The sequence below is a fragment of the Micromonospora sp. CNZ285 genome, assembly GCF_004637285.1.
The window spans coordinates 370,360-386,521 of the sequence record NZ_SPQD01000001.1 but is presented as its reverse complement, the minus strand read 5'-3'; the positions used below and the strand labels follow the sequence as shown (position 1 = coordinate 386,521).

The 16,162-nt window shown below is 74.2% G+C and carries 17 protein-coding genes; 14 read left to right on the top strand and 3 right to left on the bottom strand.

Annotated features, from left to right (window positions below):
* Positions 1-100 precede the first annotated feature (100 nt).
* The 6 genes from CLT75_RS01850 (at position 101) to CLT75_RS01825 (ending at position 6,932) form a co-directional block, all read left to right on the top strand.
* Positions 101-475, top strand: a complete 375-nt coding sequence (locus CLT75_RS01850) for a hypothetical protein (RefSeq protein ID WP_135239181.1) — start codon at positions 101-103, stop codon at positions 473-475.
* A 42-nt stretch (positions 476-517) separates the two neighbouring features.
* Entirely contained in the window at positions 518-1,468 is a 951-nt protein-coding gene (pip, locus tag CLT75_RS01845; protein WP_135239180.1) for a prolyl aminopeptidase, read from the top strand.
* Between the two features lie 76 nt (positions 1,469-1,544).
* Complete coding sequence (locus tag CLT75_RS01840) at positions 1,545-2,369, top strand: metallophosphoesterase family protein (protein ID WP_135239179.1); 825 nt, start codon at positions 1,545-1,547, stop codon at positions 2,367-2,369.
* Entirely contained in the window at positions 2,366-3,028 is a 663-nt protein-coding gene (locus CLT75_RS01835) for a 4'-phosphopantetheinyl transferase superfamily protein (RefSeq protein ID WP_135239178.1), read from the top strand. The genes CLT75_RS01840 and CLT75_RS01835 overlap by 4 nt, the downstream gene beginning before the upstream one ends.
* A 92-nt stretch (positions 3,029-3,120) precedes the next feature.
* On the top strand, positions 3,121-5,382 hold the full coding sequence (locus CLT75_RS01830) for a catalase (RefSeq protein WP_135239177.1): 2,262 nt from the start codon (positions 3,121-3,123) through the stop codon (positions 5,380-5,382).
* A gap of 176 nt (positions 5,383-5,558) precedes the next feature.
* The gene (locus CLT75_RS01825) at positions 5,559-6,932 is read left to right on the top strand and encodes a glycosyl hydrolase family 18 protein (RefSeq protein ID WP_135239176.1); all 1,374 of its coding nucleotides are present in this window, start codon (positions 5,559-5,561) and stop codon (positions 6,930-6,932) included.
* A gap of 43 nt (positions 6,933-6,975) precedes the next feature.
* Here CLT75_RS01825 and CLT75_RS01820 read toward each other — a convergent pair whose 3' ends face one another.
* Complete coding sequence (locus CLT75_RS01820; protein WP_135239175.1) at positions 6,976-7,953, bottom strand: DUF2804 domain-containing protein; 978 nt, start codon at positions 7,951-7,953, stop codon at positions 6,976-6,978.
* Positions 7,954-8,023: 70 nt separating this feature from the next.
* The gene (locus CLT75_RS01815; RefSeq protein WP_135239174.1) at positions 8,024-8,782 is read right to left on the bottom strand and encodes a peptidylprolyl isomerase; all 759 of its coding nucleotides are present in this window, start codon (positions 8,780-8,782) and stop codon (positions 8,024-8,026) included.
* Between the two features lie 221 nt (positions 8,783-9,003).
* Between CLT75_RS01815 and CLT75_RS01810 the strand changes: the two genes are divergently transcribed.
* The 5 genes from CLT75_RS01810 (at position 9,004) to CLT75_RS01795 (ending at position 12,503) form a co-directional block, all read left to right on the top strand.
* The gene (locus CLT75_RS01810; RefSeq protein WP_135239173.1) at positions 9,004-10,158 is read left to right on the top strand and encodes an RNA ligase RtcB family protein; all 1,155 of its coding nucleotides are present in this window, start codon (positions 9,004-9,006) and stop codon (positions 10,156-10,158) included.
* Complete coding sequence (prfH, locus tag CLT75_RS01805) at positions 10,155-10,760, top strand: peptide chain release factor H (protein ID WP_135239172.1); 606 nt, start codon at positions 10,155-10,157, stop codon at positions 10,758-10,760. The genes CLT75_RS01810 and prfH overlap by 4 nt, the downstream gene beginning before the upstream one ends.
* Positions 10,761-10,855: 95 nt before the next feature.
* The gene (locus CLT75_RS32510; protein ID WP_167796862.1) at positions 10,856-11,020 is read left to right on the top strand and encodes a hypothetical protein; all 165 of its coding nucleotides are present in this window, start codon (positions 10,856-10,858) and stop codon (positions 11,018-11,020) included.
* Positions 11,017-11,646, top strand: a complete 630-nt coding sequence (locus CLT75_RS01800; RefSeq protein ID WP_135239171.1) for a hypothetical protein — start codon at positions 11,017-11,019, stop codon at positions 11,644-11,646. Before CLT75_RS32510 ends, CLT75_RS01800 begins: the two co-directional genes overlap by 4 nt.
* 29 nt (positions 11,647-11,675) lie before the next feature.
* Positions 11,676-12,503 carry a DUF72 domain-containing protein gene (locus tag CLT75_RS01795; RefSeq protein WP_209310420.1) on the top strand — a complete coding sequence of 276 codons (828 nt, stop codon included), beginning with the start codon at positions 11,676-11,678 and terminating at the stop codon, positions 12,501-12,503.
* Between the two features lie 68 nt (positions 12,504-12,571).
* Here CLT75_RS01795 and CLT75_RS01790 read toward each other — a convergent pair whose 3' ends face one another.
* The gene (locus CLT75_RS01790; protein ID WP_135239170.1) at positions 12,572-13,366 is read right to left on the bottom strand and encodes a DUF3152 domain-containing protein; all 795 of its coding nucleotides are present in this window, start codon (positions 13,364-13,366) and stop codon (positions 12,572-12,574) included.
* Between the two features lie 121 nt (positions 13,367-13,487).
* Here CLT75_RS01790 and CLT75_RS01785 point away from each other — a divergent pair, with 121 nt between their 5' ends.
* The 3 genes from CLT75_RS01785 (at position 13,488) to CLT75_RS01775 (ending at position 16,144) form a co-directional block, all read left to right on the top strand.
* A complete protein-coding gene (locus tag CLT75_RS01785; RefSeq protein WP_486485031.1) occupies positions 13,488-14,006 on the top strand; it encodes a SigE family RNA polymerase sigma factor in 519 nt (172 codons plus the stop codon).
* A 5-nt stretch (positions 14,007-14,011) separates the two neighbouring features.
* Positions 14,012-14,731: a hypothetical protein gene (locus tag CLT75_RS01780; protein ID WP_486485323.1), complete on the top strand. Its 720-nt coding sequence runs from the start codon at positions 14,012-14,014 to the stop codon at positions 14,729-14,731.
* A 366-nt stretch (positions 14,732-15,097) separates the two neighbouring features.
* A complete protein-coding gene (locus CLT75_RS01775; protein WP_135239168.1) occupies positions 15,098-16,144 on the top strand; it encodes a zinc-dependent alcohol dehydrogenase family protein in 1,047 nt (348 codons plus the stop codon).
* Positions 16,145-16,162: the final 18 nt, after the last annotated feature.

Sequence of the window (16,162 nt, the reverse complement as noted above, 5' to 3'; positions counted from 1 at the left end):
CGGGCCGGCGGCGCTGCATCTTGCTCATCGACCTTGCTCTATGCAAATATTTGGATCGATCTGCTGGTGCATCTCGATCTTTATTCGGGGGTTGACGGGTATGCGGAAGATCTTCTCCATCGGTGCCGCCGTCGTCCTGACCGTCGCCTCGGCGGGCGCCGTGGTGGCCGGTACGGCCGCACCGGCGAGCGCCGGGTGCAGCCACTCGCACTCCAACGTGGACAGCAAGTTCGGTCAGTTGTTCAACGCCACGAACGTCAACATCCGCACCGGCCCGCACACCACCTGCGCCTCCCTGGGTTACGGGCAGCTCAGCCACACCGTCGACTTCCACTGCTTCGCCAGCGGCGACCGGGTCAGCGCGAACGGCCACACCACCTACACGTGGACCTACCTGCGGGACGTCACCACCGGTGTCTCCGGCTGGGTCGCCGACGCGCTGCTGGACAACCTCGGCGGCAACGTCGCCTGTTGACGGGGCCACCCGGCGCGCCCGCGGCGGGCACAATGACCGGGCATGACCGGTCTGCACCCGCCCGTCGAGCCGTACGCCACCCACCTGCTCCCGGTCGGTGACGGCCACGTCCTGTACGTGGAGGAGGTCGGCCGGCCGGACGGCGTACCAGTGGTGTTCCTGCACGGCGGGCCCGGCGGCGGCCTGGTGCCGGCGGCCCGCCGGTTCTTCGACCCCGCGCGCCACCGGGCCGTGCTGTTCGACCAGCGCGGCGCCGGCCGCAGCACCCCGCACGGCGAGGTGCGCGCCAACACCACCTGGCATCTGGTGGCCGACCTGGAGACCATCCGGCAGCGGCTGGGCATCGACTCGTGGCTGGTGTTCGGCGGCTCGTGGGGCACCACGCTCGGCCTGGCGTACGCGCAGGCGCACCCGGAGCGGGTGAGCGGCCTGGTCCTGCGTGGGGTGCTGCTGCTGCGGAGCAGCGAGCGGGACTGGTTCTACCAGGGCGGGCTGCGCCACCTCCAGCCCGAGGAGTGGGAGCGGTTCGTGGCGCCGATCCCACCGGACGAGCGCGACGACGTGCTGGCCGCGTACCACAGACGGTTGCACGGCCCGGACCAGGCGCGGGCCCGGGAGTACGCGCGGGCCTGGGGACGGTGGGAGGCGGTCAACTCGTCGATACGGCCCGACCCGGAGATGCTCGCCCACTTCACCGCCGACGACCACGCGCTGCCGGTGGCCCGGATCCTGTCGCACTACGCGGTGCACGGCGGTTTCCTGGCCGAGGGTCAGTTGCTCGACGGCGTGGACCGGATCCGGCACCTGCCCGCCGTGATCGTCAACGGCCGGTACGACATGTGCTGCCCGCCGGTGTCCGCGTACGACCTGGCCAGCCGGTGGCCGGAGGCGACGCTGCGGATCGTGCCGGAGGCCGGGCACTCCGCCGCCGAGCCGGCCGTCACCCGGGAGGTGCTGCGGGCGCTCGACGAGGTGACCGCGAGGGTCGGCTGACCGGCGCCGGTCGGACCTCCGACAGCGCGGCCGGCGAGCCTGGTCATCCGGGGGCGCCGCTGGCAAGATCGGCCGGGTGACGGGTGCGCTGTACGCGGTCAGTGACCTCCACGTGTCGTACGCGGAGAACCGCGCTGTGGTGGACGGCCTGCGGCCGGAGACGGCGGACGACTGGCTGATCGTGGCCGGTGACGTCGGCGAGGTCTTCGCCGACATCGAGCGGACGCTGCGGCTGCTGCGCGACCGGTTCGCGCGGGTGGTGTGGGCGCCGGGCAACCACGAGTTGTGGACCAGCCCGAACGACCCGGTGACGCTGCGCGGGGTGGCCCGCTACGACGCCCTCGTGGCGATGTGCCGCGAGCTGGACGTGCTGACCCCGGAGGACGACTACCCGGTGTGGCGCGGCGCGGGCGGGCCGGTCACGGTGGCGCCGCTGTTCCTGCTCTACGACTACTCGTTCCGCGCCCCCGGCACCACCACCAAGGAGGAGTCGCTGCGCGCGGCGTACGACGCCGGCGTGGTGTGCACCGACGAGATGATGCTGCACCCCGACCCGTACCCGGATCGGGAGTCCTGGTGCGCGGCGCGGCTGGAGGTGACCCGGCGGCGGCTGGAGGCCACCGACCCGGCGCTGCCGACAGTGCTGGTCACCCACTGGCCGCTGGTACGGCAGCCCACCGAGGTGCTCTGGTTCCCGGAGTTCGCCCAGTGGTGCGGCACCGACCGGACGGCCGACTGGCACGTGCGCCACCGCGCCGTCGTCGCGGTCTACGGCCACCTGCACATCCCGCGCACCACGCACTACGACGGGGTGCGGTTCGAGGAGGTGTCGCTGGGCTACCCGCGCGAGTGGCGGCGCCGGGGCGGCGAGCCGGCGCCGATGAAGCGGATCCTCGGATGATCGGAACGCTGCTGCCGGCCGGGGCGCTGGCCGTCGAGGCGTTCGCCGACGTGCCGGACGAGGCGCCGTACCCGGGCGAGGAGGACCTGGTGGCCCGCGCGGTGGCCGCGCGCCGCCAGGAGTTCGTGACGGCCCGCCGCTGCGCGCGGGAGGCGCTGGCCCGCCTCGGGTACGCCCCGGCGCCGATCCGTCCCGGTCCCCGCCGGGAACCGGTCTGGCCGGACGGCGTGGTGGGCAGCATCACCCACTGCACCGGCTACCGGGCGGCGGCGGTGGCCCCGGCCGGGGCGCTGGCCGGGCTGGGCATCGACGCCGAGCCGCACGAGCCGCTGCCCGACGGGGTGGCCGGGGTGGTCACCGTGGCGGGCGAGCCGGAGCGGCTGGCCGCGCTGCGCGACGCCGACCCGGGGACGCACTGGGACCGGCTGCTGTTCAGCGCCAAGGAGTCGGTCTACAAGGCGTGGTACCCGCTGACCGGGCGCTGGCTCGGGTTCGAGGAGGCGGAGCTGACCTTCGATCCGGACGGCCGGTTCACCGCCCGGATCCTGGTCGACGGCACCCGCACCGACGGCGGCCCGCCGCTGGACGTCCTGGATGGCCGCTGGCTGGTCGCAGGCGGGCTGCTGCTCACCACCGTGGCCGTGCCGCGCCGGTCCTGACCGGCGATACCGCGATTGTTCCGGTTTGCCCGCCCTGAACTGGGGTAGGGCCCAGAGGGCCTGGACATTTAGCTGTAGGAGGACAGGTCCTGATGGAATCCAGCAAGCCCGCCCAGATCGTCAAAGGTGTCGTCGAAGCCGCCGTCGAGAAGGTCGGCGACGCGCTGACTCCGGACGTGCCGGGCGCTCCCGGCAGCGCGCCGCCACCGCTGGAGGAGCCGACCACGCCGCACGGGCCGCTGCCGCCCAAGGCCGAGCAGGGCGCGCCGGACACCCGGACCCCGACCGGCGCCGAGACCGGCGTGCCGAAGATCGCCAAGGGGCAGCAGGGCGCGTATCTCACCACCGCCAACGGCGCCCGGCTGCGCGACACCGACCACTCGCTCAAGGCCGGTCCGCGCGGCCCGGTCCTGCTCCAGGACCACCACCTGCGCGAGAAGATCACCCACTTCGACCACGAGCGGATCCCGGAGCGGGTGGTGCACGCCCGGGGCGCGGGCGCGCACGGCACGTTCGTCGCGTACGGCACCGCCGAGGAGGTGACCCGGGCCGGGTTCCTGAAGAAGGGCCGCGAGACGCCGGTCTTCGTCCGCTTCTCCACCGTGCTGGGCTCGCGCGGGTCGGCCGACACGGTCCGCGACACCCGCGGATTCGCCACCAAGTTCTACACCGACGAGGGCACGTTCGACCTGGTCGCCAACAACATCCCGGTGTTCTTCATCCAGGACGCGATCAAGTTCCCGGACGTCATCCACGCCGGCAAGCCGCACCCGGACCGGGAGATCCCGCAGGCGCAGAGCGCGCACGACACGTTCTGGGACTTCGTCTCGCTGCACACCGAGGCGCAGCACCACACCATCTGGAACATGTCCGACCGGGGCATCCCGCGGTCCTACCGGACCATGGAGGGCTTCGGCGTACACACGTTCCGCATGGTCGACGACGCCGGTGCGACGGTGCTGGTCAAGTTCCACTGGAAGCCGAAGCTGGGCGTGCACTCCCTGACCTGGGAGGAGGCGCAGCTCATCGGCGGTATCGACCCGGACTACCACCGCCGCGACCTGTACGACGCGATCGAGGCCGGCGCGTACCCGGAGTGGGAGCTGGGCATCCAGGTCTTCCCGGACACGCCGGAGGAGACGTTCGCCGGGATCGACCTGCTCGACCCGACGAAGATCGTGCCGGAGGAGCTGGCGCCGGTGCAGCCGATCGGCAAGCTCACCCTGAACAAGACGCCGCGCAACTTCTTCGCCGAGACCGAGCAGGTGGCGTTCCACGTCGGGCACCTGCCGCCCGGCATCGACGTGACGAACGACCCGCTGTTGCAGGGCCGCCTCTTCTCGTACGTGGACACGCAGCTCACCCGCCTGGGCGGCCCGAACTTCACCCAGATCCCGATCAACCGGCCGCACGCCGACGTCAACGACATGCTGCGCGACGGCTTCCACCAGCACGCGGTGCACGCGGGCGTGGCGCCGTACCGGCCGAACTCGCTCGACGGGGGCAACCCGTTCCCGGCCGGCGACCGCGAGCACGCGTTCGTGGACACGCCGGTGACGGTGGCCGAGGCGCCGAAGGTGCGGGCCGCGCCGGCCTCCTTCGACGACCACTACAGCCAGGTACGCCTGTTCTGGCAGAGCATGTCGCCGGTGGAGAAGGAACACATCATCCGGGCGTACACGTTCGAGCTGGGCAAGTGCTACCACCAGGCGATCAAGGAACGGCAGCTCCAGTGCCTGGCGAACGTCGACCCGGTGCTGTGCGAGCAGGTGGCGACCGGTCTGGGCCTGCCCGTGCCGCAGCCCACGGTGCCGCTCGCGGAGGTGCAGCCCAGCCCGGCGCTGTCCCAGGTGGGCCGGGAGTGGCCGGCCGACGGCCGGATGGTCGGCATCGTGGTCGACGCCCAGGCCGGCCTGGGCGACGTGCACGAGGTACGCCGGGAGGTGTTCGCCGCCGGCATGGTGCCGCTGCTGATCGCCGCGCACGGCGGCACCGTCGACGGGCTGCCGGTGCAGCGCACGTTCGCCACCGCCCGCTCGGTCGAGTTCGACGCGGTGCTGCTGGCCGGCGCACCGGCTCCGGCGCCGGACGCGCTGCCGGCCCGCGACGCGAAGGCCGGCGCGCCGGGCTCGGCCACCGTCGACCCGCGGGTGCTGCTGCTGGTCGAGGAGGCGTGGCGGCACGCCAAGGTGATCGGCGCCTGGGGCGCGGGTGCCGAGGTGCTGAACCAGGCCGCTGTCACCGGCACGCCGGGCGTGGTGACCGGTGGTTCCGGCACCGAGGTGCTCGGCGAGGTGCAGCGGCTGATGGCGGCGCACCGGGTCTGGGAGAGGTTCCCGGCCTCGGTCGCCTGATCCCGAAGTCGCGCGTGGGGCGGTCCCGGACGGGGCCGTCCCACGCTGTGCGTACGTCACCGCTCACCGGCCGTCACTCATCGACGGTTGTCGTTGACGCCTTAGTTAATACTCTTTAATATTTGGGCCACCTCGAGGAAGACCCCCATCCGCCCCCGTCCCCGGGAAGGCCCTCGATGCCCAGACCTCACCTCCGGCGGCGCCTGGCCGCCGGTGCGCTCGCGCTGGCCACCACCGCCGCGACGCTCACCCTCGCCCCGACCGCCGCCGAGGCGGTGGTGCTGCCGAACAACTTCAAGAGCGTCGGCTACATGCCGTCCTGGAGCGGCAACGTCAACACCGTCCAGTACGGCAAGCTCACCCACATCAACTACGCGTTCGTGCTCCCCAACGGCGACGGCAGCCTGCGCCCGGTGGAGAACCCGGGCAAGCTGTCCTCACTCGTGTCGCTCGGGCGCGCCAACAACGTCAAGGTCTCCATCGCCGTCGGCGGCTGGAACGACGGCGACGACTCCGCGTTCGAGGCGCTCGCCGCCAACTCCGGCACGCGCACCGCGTTCGTCAACAACCTGATCGCCTTCGTCAACCAGTACAACCTCGACGGCGTCGACATGGACTGGGAGTACCCCGACCCGGGCGCCTCGGCGAACAACTACACGCTGCTCATGCAGCAGCTCGGCAGCGCCCTGCACAGCCGGGGCAAGCTGCTCACCGCCGCCGTGGTCTCCGAGGGCTACTACGTCGACGGGGTGCCCACCGCCGTCTTCGGCTCGGTGGACTGGCTGAACATCATGGCGTACGACGGCGGCAGCCCGCACGCCGGCTACGACTGGTCGATCGCCAGCGTCAACAGGTGGAAGTCGCGCGGCCTGCCCGCCGCCAAGGCGGTGCTCGGCGTGCCCTTCTACAGCCGGCCCGGCTACTACACCTACTCGGCGCTTGTCGGCATGGACCCGGCCAACGCCAACCGGGACTGCACCACAGTCGGCGGCGCCCAGCAGTGCTACAACGGCGTACCGACAGTGAAGCGCAAGACGCAGTGGGCCCTGGCGAACGCCGGCGGGATGATGAACTGGGAGCTGTCGCAGGACACCACCGGTTCGACGTCGCTGGTCAGCGCGATCTACGACACCGTCACCGGCGGTGGCACCCCGCCGCCGTCCGGGCGTACCGGGCCGATCACCGGCATCGGCGGCGCCTGCGTGGACGTGGCCGCCGCGAGCACCGCGAACGGCACCGCGATCCAGCTCTACGGCTGCAACGGCACCGCCGCGCAGAGCTGGACCGTCGCCGGCGACGGCACGCTACGGGCGCTGGGCAAGTGCCTGGACGTGACAAGCGCCGGCACCGCGAACGGCACCAGGATCCAGCTCTGGGACTGCAACGGCACCGGCGCCCAGACCTGGCAGGCCCAGAGCAACGGCACGCTGCGCAACCCGGCGTCGGGCCGCTGCTTGGACGCCACCGGCAACAGCTCCGCCAACGGCACCCGGCTGCAGATCTGGGACTGCTTCGGCGGCGCCAACCAGGTCTGGCGGCTGCCTGCCTGATCGGGCTTCCCCGCCGGGCGGCCCGGCCCGGCGGGGAACGGCCTCACCAGCGGTTACGGGCCTCCTCGGCCCAGCCGACAAGGCCGTCCAGATCCACGCGCCCGCCGTCGTCTGTCGCCGCCCAGCCGGTGAAGTTCCCGAAGCACTGGTGCGTCTCCCCGGCCAGCACGAGCAGGTTGGTCCGCGCCACCCGCTCGTGGAACGGGTGGAACGTGACGTCCACCCGGTCACCGGTGATCCGCCACGGCCGCAGCCAGTCGGTGCGGTCGTACTCCCAGGTCAGGTCCGCGCCGATCTTGTGCAGCCGCCCGTCGACGAACACCGCGTTCTCGGTCGAGCCGGTGCCGTCGGTCCACTTGCCGCCGAGCTGGATCGCCCGGCCCGGTCCGCTGCCGGCCGCCCAGTTCCACCGCACCGCGTACCGCCACTTACCCCGGCCGTGGTCGAGCGCCGCGAACGACCCCTCCCCCACCGGGTACGCCGTGCCGTCCACGGTGAGCGTGCCGTGCGCCGGCCGGCCGATGTCCTTGACCGTGTACTGGAACCGGCGGGTGCTCCACGGCACCACCACGCCCAGCGACTCGTGCCCCGGCGGCAGCGGCACGGTCAGGTCCACCTCGACGCCTGGCGCGCTGGCCCGCACCGTACTGCCGCCCGGGCCCTGCTCCACCGCGATGGCCAGGTTCCCGCCCCGGGCGCGGACCGCACCGGTGCCGCTGACCGGCGGCAGCACCGTGCCCCGGGCGAACGGCACCACCGCCTCCGCCGTCGTCTCCCGGCCGGTGCGCCGGTCGAGCAGGTAGAGGCTCTGCACCCCGGCGTAGTCGAGCGACGACGCGACAAGGCCGAGGATGTGCGTCGGCGTGACCACGCCCCAGTGCTCCCACCGCTTGGCCCGGCCCCAGCCGCGCAGGTTCGCCCGGTGCAACGGCCGGCGGCTCCAGCCGACCGCGTCCGGGTTCAGCCGCCCGTCCGGCCGGCACAGGTCGACCGGCTCGATGATCTCCCGCTCATGCGTCATCGCCGCAGGCTACCGACGGCGGCGCGGGCCCGGCGGGTGGCCTGGACGGCCGTCCCGCCGGGCCGTCACGTCAGCGGCCCTGCTTGGCGCGGCAGAGCTCCACCGGCACCGCCGGGGCGCCGTCGACCGGCGCCGGGTCCTCGGGCGTGGGCGCGATGCCGCCGGCCGAGATCCGGTCCAGCGTGGCCAGCCCGGCCGCGTCGACCTGACCGAACACGGTGTAGTTCGGGCGCAGCGCCGAGTCGGCCTGCACCAGGAAGAACTGGCTGCCGTTGGTGTCCGGGCCGGCGTTGGCCATGGCGAGCGTGCCGCGCGCGTACAGGCGGCGTACGCCGGTCGGGTCGGTCGGCGCGGGCGGCAGGTCGGTGGGCAGCTCGTCGCGGTAGCGGTAGCCCGGGCCGCCCTCGCCCGTCCCGGACGGGTCGCCGCACTGAAGGACCGTGAGCGTCGGGTACGCGGTGAGCCGGTGGCAGGGCGTCCGGTCGTAGAAGCGCTTCCGGACCAGGTGCAGGAAGCTCTGCACGGTGCACGGCGCCTGTTCGCGGTCCAGCGTCAGCCCGATCGGCCCCTGGTTGGTGCGCAGCGTGACCCGCACGGTGCCCCGGTCCGGCGTGCGGCGCGGGTCCGGCGGGAGCGGCACCGGACGGGCGGCCGGCTCGTCCGGCGTGGGCGTGTACGCGCACGGCCCCTTCGTGGGCGCCGGGTCGGCGGCGGGTGCCGCGGTCGCGGCGACACCTGCGGCGGCGACGATCGTCGCGGCGGCCAGGCTCACCCCGGCGAGGCGGGTCAGCAGGGGTAATGCGGCGTGCGTTCGGGTTTCGCTCGACACGGTGGTCCTCCCTGGACTCGTGGTACCAGAACGACCGGAGTCTATGGATCGGTCCACCCGATGTCGACGCGGGCGCTCCGGCGGGTCGAAAGTCGGTTGCCGCCCCGGGCCGCCTCCGCGAGGCTGAGCGGCATGACGTTCTGACGGATCGCACCCCGCCCGCAGGCCCTCCGCGCCGCCTGCCGTTCCCCGCCTCTCCCTTTCCGCAGAAACGAGCGTCTGTGTCCGCGTACCCCTCCGGGCGGGCCGTCGTGCCCGCCACCGTCTCCGTCTTCTCCTCCCCCGGCAGCTGGATCGAGTCCGCCGCGCTCGACCAGTGCCGTCAGGTCGCCGCCCTGGACGGCATGACGCACGTCGCCGCCATGCCGGACCTGCACCCCGGCAAGGGCGCGCCGATCGGCGCCGCGATGTCCTCGACCGTGCTCTACCCGTTCCTCGTCGGCTCCGACATCGGGTGCGGCATCGCGGTCTTCCCGATCGCGCTGCGCCGGGTCGTACCGGAGCGGCTCGCGGCCCGGTTCCCCGACCTGGACCGGGCGCTCGACCCGGACCGGGACGCCGACGACCCGGCCTGGTCGGTGCAGGACGGCGACGTGCCGGCCGGTCACCTCGACGGCCTCGGCACCGTCGGACGCGGCAACCACTTCGTCGAACTGGCCCGCGTCGGGCCGATCCTCGCGGCGGAGCACGCCGCGCGGCTCGGACTGGCCGCCGGTGACCTGGTGCTCGTGGTGCACTCCGGGTCGCGCGGGCTGGGCGAACGGATCCTGCGCGAGCACACCGAGACGCACGGCGCCGGTCCCGCGCCCGACCCGGACGCCTACCTGGCCCGGCACGACGCGGCCGTGCGGTGGGGCTCGCTCAACCGGCGGCTGCTGGCCGCACGGGTCGCGTACGCGCTCGGCGCCGAACCCACCGAACCGGTCGTCGACCAGTGCCACAACCTGGTCGAGATCCGCGACGGGCGTTACCTGCACCGCAAGGGCGCGGCGCCGGGCGACGGCCGGGACGTGCTGATCGCCGGCACCCGCGGCACGCCCTCCTACCTGGTGGCCGCGCACGCCGGGCCGGACGCAGGCTACTCGGTGGCGCACGGCGCCGGGCGCAAGATGTCCCGCGCCGACGCGCTGCGCCGGGGCCGGGCCAAGCACACCGTCGAGGAACTGCGCCGTACGCCGGTCGGCTCGATCGTGGTGTGCGGCGACCGGCAGCTGCTGTTCGAGGAGGCGCCCACCGCGTACAAGCGCATCGAGCAGGTCATCGGCGACCTGGTGGCGCACGACCTCGCCACGCCGGTCACCACCACGGTTCCGCTCGTCACCTACAAGACGCCGGACGTGGGCCGCCGCGACGAGCGCCGCAAGGGCCGCCGGTGACCGAGCTGCTGCTGTCCGCCGGACGCGGACCCGCCGAGTGCGCGTGGGCGCTGGCCCGGCTGCTGTCCCGCCTGGAGGGCGAGGCGGCCCGGCGGGGCCTGCGTACCGAACGGGTCGAGACGGTGCCCGGCGACCGGGCCGGCACCTACCGGTCGGTGCTGGTCCGGATCAGCGGCGCCGGGGCGGAGGCGTTCGCGGCCGGGTGGACCGGCACGCTCTGCTGGCAGGCGCCCAGCCCGTACCGGACGGGCCACGGCCGGAAGAACTGGTACGTCACCGCGCGGACGTGCCGGACCGACGTGGTGGTCACGCCGTTCCACGAGGCGGACGTCGAGTTCGTGCCGTGCCGCACCGGCGGGCCGGGCGGCCAGCACCGCAACAAGGCGAGCACCGCCGTCCGGGCCACGCACCGCCCGTCCGGCCGGACCGTGGTGGTGGACACCGAACGGCACCTGCACCTCAACCGCCGGATCGCGGTCGAGCTGCTGCGGCAGCGGATCGCCGCCGACGACGAGGCGGCTCGGCGCGCGGGCGTCGACGCCCGCTGGCGGGTCCACGACGAGCTCGTGCGCGGCGACCCGGTACGGGTGGAACGGCCCTGACGCGGCCTGGTCCGCCGCGCGTGCCGCCCCCGGCTACCGTGGTCGCGGCGACCGGGCGGCCCCGGCCCGCCGCGACGCGAGCGCGAGGAGGACGGATGCGACGGAGAAGGACCGGTCCGGTGGCGGCGCCGGCGACAGGGGTCCTCTCGCTCGCCTCCTGGGGCCGCGGGGACGCCGGGACGGATCCCGAGACCTACCTCGTGGGCGACCTGTCGGTCGAGGGCTACGACGGCGCCTGCGACATGGACCGCGTCCGGTGAACCCGCTCGTGCAACGCTTCCGCGCCGTGGTCGCGATGTGGATCCTCGTCGGCTCCGGCGGATTCCTGCTGGCCGGGTTCCTCGGCCTGGCCCTGCTGACCCAGACGGGTCCGTTCGCGGCCGCGTCGACCTTCTCCGCCGCCGCCGAGTTCGCCCCCGGCGCGGAGATCAAGGTGCGGGACACCGGCGTACGCCCCGGCAACATCCTCATCCTCGCGACGCCGGCCGGCGTGGACCCCGACACCGTCCGGTGCACCGCGAAGAGCCGGGTCTACACCAGCGGCGAGCAGCGGAGCAGGGAGCTGGCCGGGGCCCGGCCCGAGGGGACGGCGGCGGTGATGACCGACCGCGGTGACCCGCGGCTGTTCACTCCGGTGCTGGCCACCGAGGGCATCACCTGGATGGACACCGACTTCGTGAGCTGCACCGGTGACGGCGTGGAGGCGTTCGCGCTGGCGTCGGCGAAGGGCCTCCAGAGTGACCGGTTCCGGCTCGGCGCCGGACTGCTGCTCATGCTGCTCGCCCCGGTGCTCGCCGGCCTCGGCTGCCTCGCGCTGTACCTCACCCGGAAATGGAACCGGGAGGCGGCTCTGCGCGGCGGCTCGACGAGTTGGCCCTACCGGTGACCGGGCTGCGCCTGCACGTGGGCTGTGCCATGTGGACGCACAGGTCCTGGTCCGGCCGCTTCCTGCCGCACCCGCTGCCCGCGCACGAGCGGCTGCGCGCGTACGCCGGGTGGTGCGACGCCGTGGAGGGCAACACCACGTTCTACGCGACCCCGGCCCGGGAGACGGTGGCGTCCTGGGCCGAGCAGACCGATCCGGGCTTCCGCTTCCTGCCGAAGCTGCCGAAGGTGGTCACCCACGAGCGCCGGCTCACCGGCGGCGAGGCCGACCTGCGGGCGTTCCTGCACGCGATGGAGCCGCTCGGCCCCCGGGTGGACGCGCTCTGGATCCAGTTACCCGGCTCGTTCGGTCCCGGTGACGTGCCCGACCTCGACCGGTTCCTGCGCACGCTGCCCACCACCCACAGGTACGCCGTCGAGGTCCGCCACCCCGCCTTCTTCACCGAGCCCGGTGCGGTACGCGCGCTGGAGGCCACGCTGCACCGGGCCGGCGCCGAGTGGATCCCGTTCGACACCACGGCGTTCTTCCGCACGCCGCCGACCAGCGACGCCGAGCGGGAGGCGTGGACGCGCAAGCCGCGCCTGCCGCTGCGTACCCGGGCGCTGACCGACCGGCCGATCGTGCGCTACCTGGGCCGCGACGACCCGGCCCGCACGGTCGAGGGCTGGCAGCCGTGGCTGGACGTGGTCACCGGCTGGCTGCGCGAGGGCCGCTCGCCGACCGTGTTCGTGCACACGCCGGACAACGCCGACGCGCCCGAGCTGGCCCGCCGCTTCCACGACCAGGTCCGCGAGCGGGTGCCCGGGCTCGCGCCGCTGCCCGAGCCGGAGCCGGTCGGCCCGGCCACGCTGTTCTGAGCGCCGGATGGGATCGCCGGCGCCGGCCCGGCCGCCGCGCGAGGCGCATGGCCCGCCGGAGGACCCGCTCAGCCCGGCCGGCCGCCCTCCGGCGGGGGCAGGCGGTCGTCGTACGCGCCGGACCGTCCCGCGTACCGCTCGCCGCGCAGGAACGGCAGCGGGTTCGGGGTGCAGCCGTGCAGGCCGAGCGTCTGCTGCTGCATCACCGGCGCCGGGCGGCCCCGCCCCGGGCAGCGTTCGTGCCCGTGACCGAGACGGTGGCCGACCTCGTGGTTGACCACGTACCGGCGGTACCCGGCGAGGTCGCTTCCGTAGGCGGGCGCGCCGAGCACCCAGCGGGCCACGTTCACCACCACCCGGTCCCCGCTACGGCAGGACGTGTACCGGTCCGGCCCGTCCCCGCACAGGTCGTCGCGCGTACCAGGGGTCGCGAGGTAGACGGTGAAGTCGGCGGGCCCGCCGGCGCCGACGCGGCGCAGGGCGATCCGTCCGTCGGTCGTCCAGCCACCCGGGCCGGTGAGGATGCCGGTGACCTGCGCCCCGAAATCGGCCGGTGCCAGACCGGTGATGTCGCGCTCCACCGCCACCCGGTAGCGCAGCAGCCGGCCCGTACCCCTTGTGGTGGCCGGCTCGGCGGCGGCGAACCGCCACCGGTTGCCGCCCTCGGCGGGGTAGCCGATCCGCGCCGGCCGGGACCGGACGGGCGCCGCCGCCGACGCGGCCGGCCCGGCGGCGGACGGGCCGGGCGGCCCGGACGGCGTGGCTGTGGGCCGGTCGGCCACGGCCGGTGTGCAGCCGGCCAGCGCCACCGCCAGCGCGATCACCGCCGCGCCGCCGCGCGCTCGGTCCACGGTCCTGGTCATCTCGTCTCCCCTCGGCGCCCGGTCGGGGGCACGGGGATGAGGACGGGTGACCCGTCGCGAAAGTTGGTCCGGCGAGGACTCAACCTTTTCCGCGTCCCGCACGTCCCTACCGGGGTGAGAGGTGCAGAGGGCGGCCATGGCCCGGGGTGACGCGGAGTTCGTCGAGTTCGCGCGGGCGTCCTCCGCACGGCTGACGCACGCCGCGTACCTCATGACCGGCAACCACCACCACGCCGAGGACGCCGCCCAGACCGCGCTGGTGCGCACGTACGCGTCCTGGTCCCGGATCCGCAACGGCGACCCGTACGGCTACGCCCGGTCGGTGCTGGTGAACCACCTCGTCGACACCTGGCGGCGGCCGATCCGCGAGTACCCGAGCGACGACCTGCCGGAGCTGCGCGGCGGCGACATGGCCGAGGAGGTGGCGACCCGGCGGTGGCTGGTCACCGCGCTCGGCACGCTCACCGCCCGTGAACGCGCGGTCGTCGTCCTGCGCCACTACTTCGACCTGCCGGAGGCCCAGGTGGCCCGCGAACTCGACGTGTCTGTCGGCACCGTCAAGAGCACCTCGTCGCGGGCGCTGGAGAAGCTGCGTACCGCCGGTCTGTCCGCGCCGCGACCGCAGGAGACGTGCCGGTGACCGAGATGGACGAGCTGCGCCGGGTGATGCGGGCGACCGAGCGGGCCGACGGCCTGGACATCGCGGACATCATGCGCCGGGGACGCCGGCTGCGCCGCCGCCGGCGGATCGGCGCCGGGGTCGCGGCGGCGGTGGCGACGGTCGCGCTGGCCGTCGGGGTCGGCGCCGTGGCGACGCGGCCCGGCCCGCCGGACCTCCCCGCCGGGGAGCCGGTCGCCACCGCGTCCACCGGCACTCCCCCACCCGCGCCGACCGCCGCGCCGGCCCCAACCGAGTCGCCGCTGCGGCCGCTCGGGACCGTCGTGGACAGCGGCATCCGGTACGGCGCCGACGCGCGCGTGTTCTTCATGGTCCCGGTCGACGTGCCGGAACTGCCACGTGTGACGATCGGCCTGGTCGCCGGGCGGCGCGCGCCGGGCGGCCGCCTGACCTCCGACTTCCTGGTCAACGACGTGTCCGGCAGCGACCGCCGGCCGGGCTTCCACGAGATCGGGTACGACCAGCAGCGGGTGCCCGCCGACGCGTCGATCCCCACGTTCGGCTACTTCGTCGGCCCGGCGGCCCGGATCGTCGGGACTGTCGACGGCCGGCAGGTCGAGGCGAGGCTGGTCCGCTGGAGCGAGGACCCCGAGGTGGTGATCTTCTGGTTCGACCCGAAGACCCTCACCCCGGGAACCCCCCTGGACGGCATCACCGCGCGCACCGCACAGGGCCGCCGCCTGTAGCCCGGCCCCTCTCCCCCTCTCCCGTCTCTCCCCCGGATGATCAAGGAGTTTGCGGCCCGAAACCGCCCCGGCGAGGACACAAACTCCTTGATCACCGACGTCAGGAGGCCGAACCAGGTGGATCTTGGTACGAAGCGGCTCCCATGAGGGCGCGCTCGTACCAAGATCTACGGCCGCTCAGGTGTGGGGAGGCCTGACGCGTCGGAGAGGAGCGGGTGGGGCGGGGACCGTTCGTCGCCGGTGATCATGCGCTTTCTGCCCGGTCACACGGGGCATTTCCGACATCGACAGGGCCGCAAGTGCAAGATCGCGGGGAGCGGGCGGGGCGGGGCGGGAGGTGGGATGGGTGGGTGTGAGGATCGGGGTATGCGTGCGGTGGTGTTCGAGCAGTTCGGGGTACGGCCGGGGGTCCGGGAGGTGGACGACCCGGCGCCGGCGCCGGACGGCGTGGTCGTCCGGGTCGGCGCGACCGGCCTGTGCCGCAGCGACTGGCACGGCTGGCAGGGCCACGACCCGGACATCCGCCTGCCGCACGTACCGGGGCACGAGTTCGCCGGTGTCGTCGTGGCCGCCGGCGCGGACGTCCGTGGCTGGCGGCCCGGCGACCGGGTGACCGCGCCGTTCGTCTGCGCGTGCGGCCGGTGCCCGTCCTGCCTGGCCGGCGACCAGCAGGTGTGCGAGCGGCAGACCCAGCCGGGCTTCACCGGGTGGGGCTCGTTCGCCGACCTGGTCGCGGTACGGCACGCCGACGTCAACCTGGTCCGGCTGCCGGACGAGCTGGACGAGGCGGCCGCCGCCGCGCTCGGCTGCCGGTTCGCCACCGCGTTCCGGGCCGTCGTCGCGCAGGGCCGGGTCGCGGCGGGCGAGTGGGTGGCCGTGCACGGCTGCGGCGGTGTCGGCCTGTCCGCCGTCATGGTCGCGGCGGCGAGCGGGGCGCGGGTGGTGGCGGTGGACGTGTCGTCCGGCGCGCTGGAGCTGGCCCGCCGCAGCGGCGCCGCGGTCTGCGTGGACGCGAGCGCGCTCGGCGGTCCCGGCGAGGTGGCCGCCGCGATCCGGGAGGCCACCGGCGGGGGCGCCCACCTGTCGCTGGACGCGCTCGGCAGTCCCGCCACCTGCGTGGCGTCGATCGAGGGCCTGCGCCGGCGCGGCCGGCACGTGCAGGTCGGGCTGCTGCCCGCCGCGCAGGGCCGCCCGGCGCTGCCGATGGACCTGGTGATCGCGTACGAGCTGGAGCTGCGGGGCAGCCACGGCATGCCGGCGCACGCGTACCCGGAGATGCTGCGGCTGGTCACCGCCGGGGTGCTGCGGCCGGCCGAGCTGGTCACCCGCACCATCGACCTGGACGCCGCCCCTGACGCGCTGGCCACGATGGACCGGCCGGCCACCGCCGGGATGTGCCTGATCCGGCCCTGAGACGGGCACGGGCCGGCC

What these genes read in the sequence shown, in the direction of transcription:
- CLT75_RS01850 (WP_135239181.1), top strand. Translation starts at nt 101, where the DNA reads ATGCGGAAGATCTTCTCCATCGGTGCCGCCGTCGTCCTGACCGTCGCC.
- pip (WP_135239180.1), top strand. Translation starts at nt 518, where the DNA reads ATGACCGGTCTGCACCCGCCCGTCGAGCCGTACGCCACCCACCTGCTC.
- CLT75_RS01835 (WP_135239178.1), top strand. Translation starts at nt 2,366, where the DNA reads ATGATCGGAACGCTGCTGCCGGCCGGGGCGCTGGCCGTCGAGGCGTTC.
- CLT75_RS01830 (WP_135239177.1), top strand. Translation starts at nt 3,121, where the DNA reads ATGGAATCCAGCAAGCCCGCCCAGATCGTCAAAGGTGTCGTCGAAGCC.
- CLT75_RS01825 (WP_135239176.1), top strand. Translation starts at nt 5,559, where the DNA reads ATGCCCAGACCTCACCTCCGGCGGCGCCTGGCCGCCGGTGCGCTCGCG.
- CLT75_RS01820 (WP_135239175.1), bottom strand. Translation starts at nt 7,953, where the DNA reads ATGACGCATGAGCGGGAGATCATCGAGCCGGTCGACCTGTGCCGGCCG.
- CLT75_RS32510 (WP_167796862.1), top strand. Translation starts at nt 10,856, where the DNA reads ATGCGACGGAGAAGGACCGGTCCGGTGGCGGCGCCGGCGACAGGGGTC.
- CLT75_RS01795 (WP_209310420.1), top strand. Translation starts at nt 11,676, where the DNA reads ATGTGGACGCACAGGTCCTGGTCCGGCCGCTTCCTGCCGCACCCGCTG.
- CLT75_RS01790 (WP_135239170.1), bottom strand. Translation starts at nt 13,366, where the DNA reads ATGACCAGGACCGTGGACCGAGCGCGCGGCGGCGCGGCGGTGATCGCG.
- CLT75_RS01780 (WP_486485323.1), top strand. Translation starts at nt 14,012, where the DNA reads ATGGACGAGCTGCGCCGGGTGATGCGGGCGACCGAGCGGGCCGACGGC.
- CLT75_RS01775 (WP_135239168.1), top strand. Translation starts at nt 15,098, where the DNA reads ATGCGTGCGGTGGTGTTCGAGCAGTTCGGGGTACGGCCGGGGGTCCGG.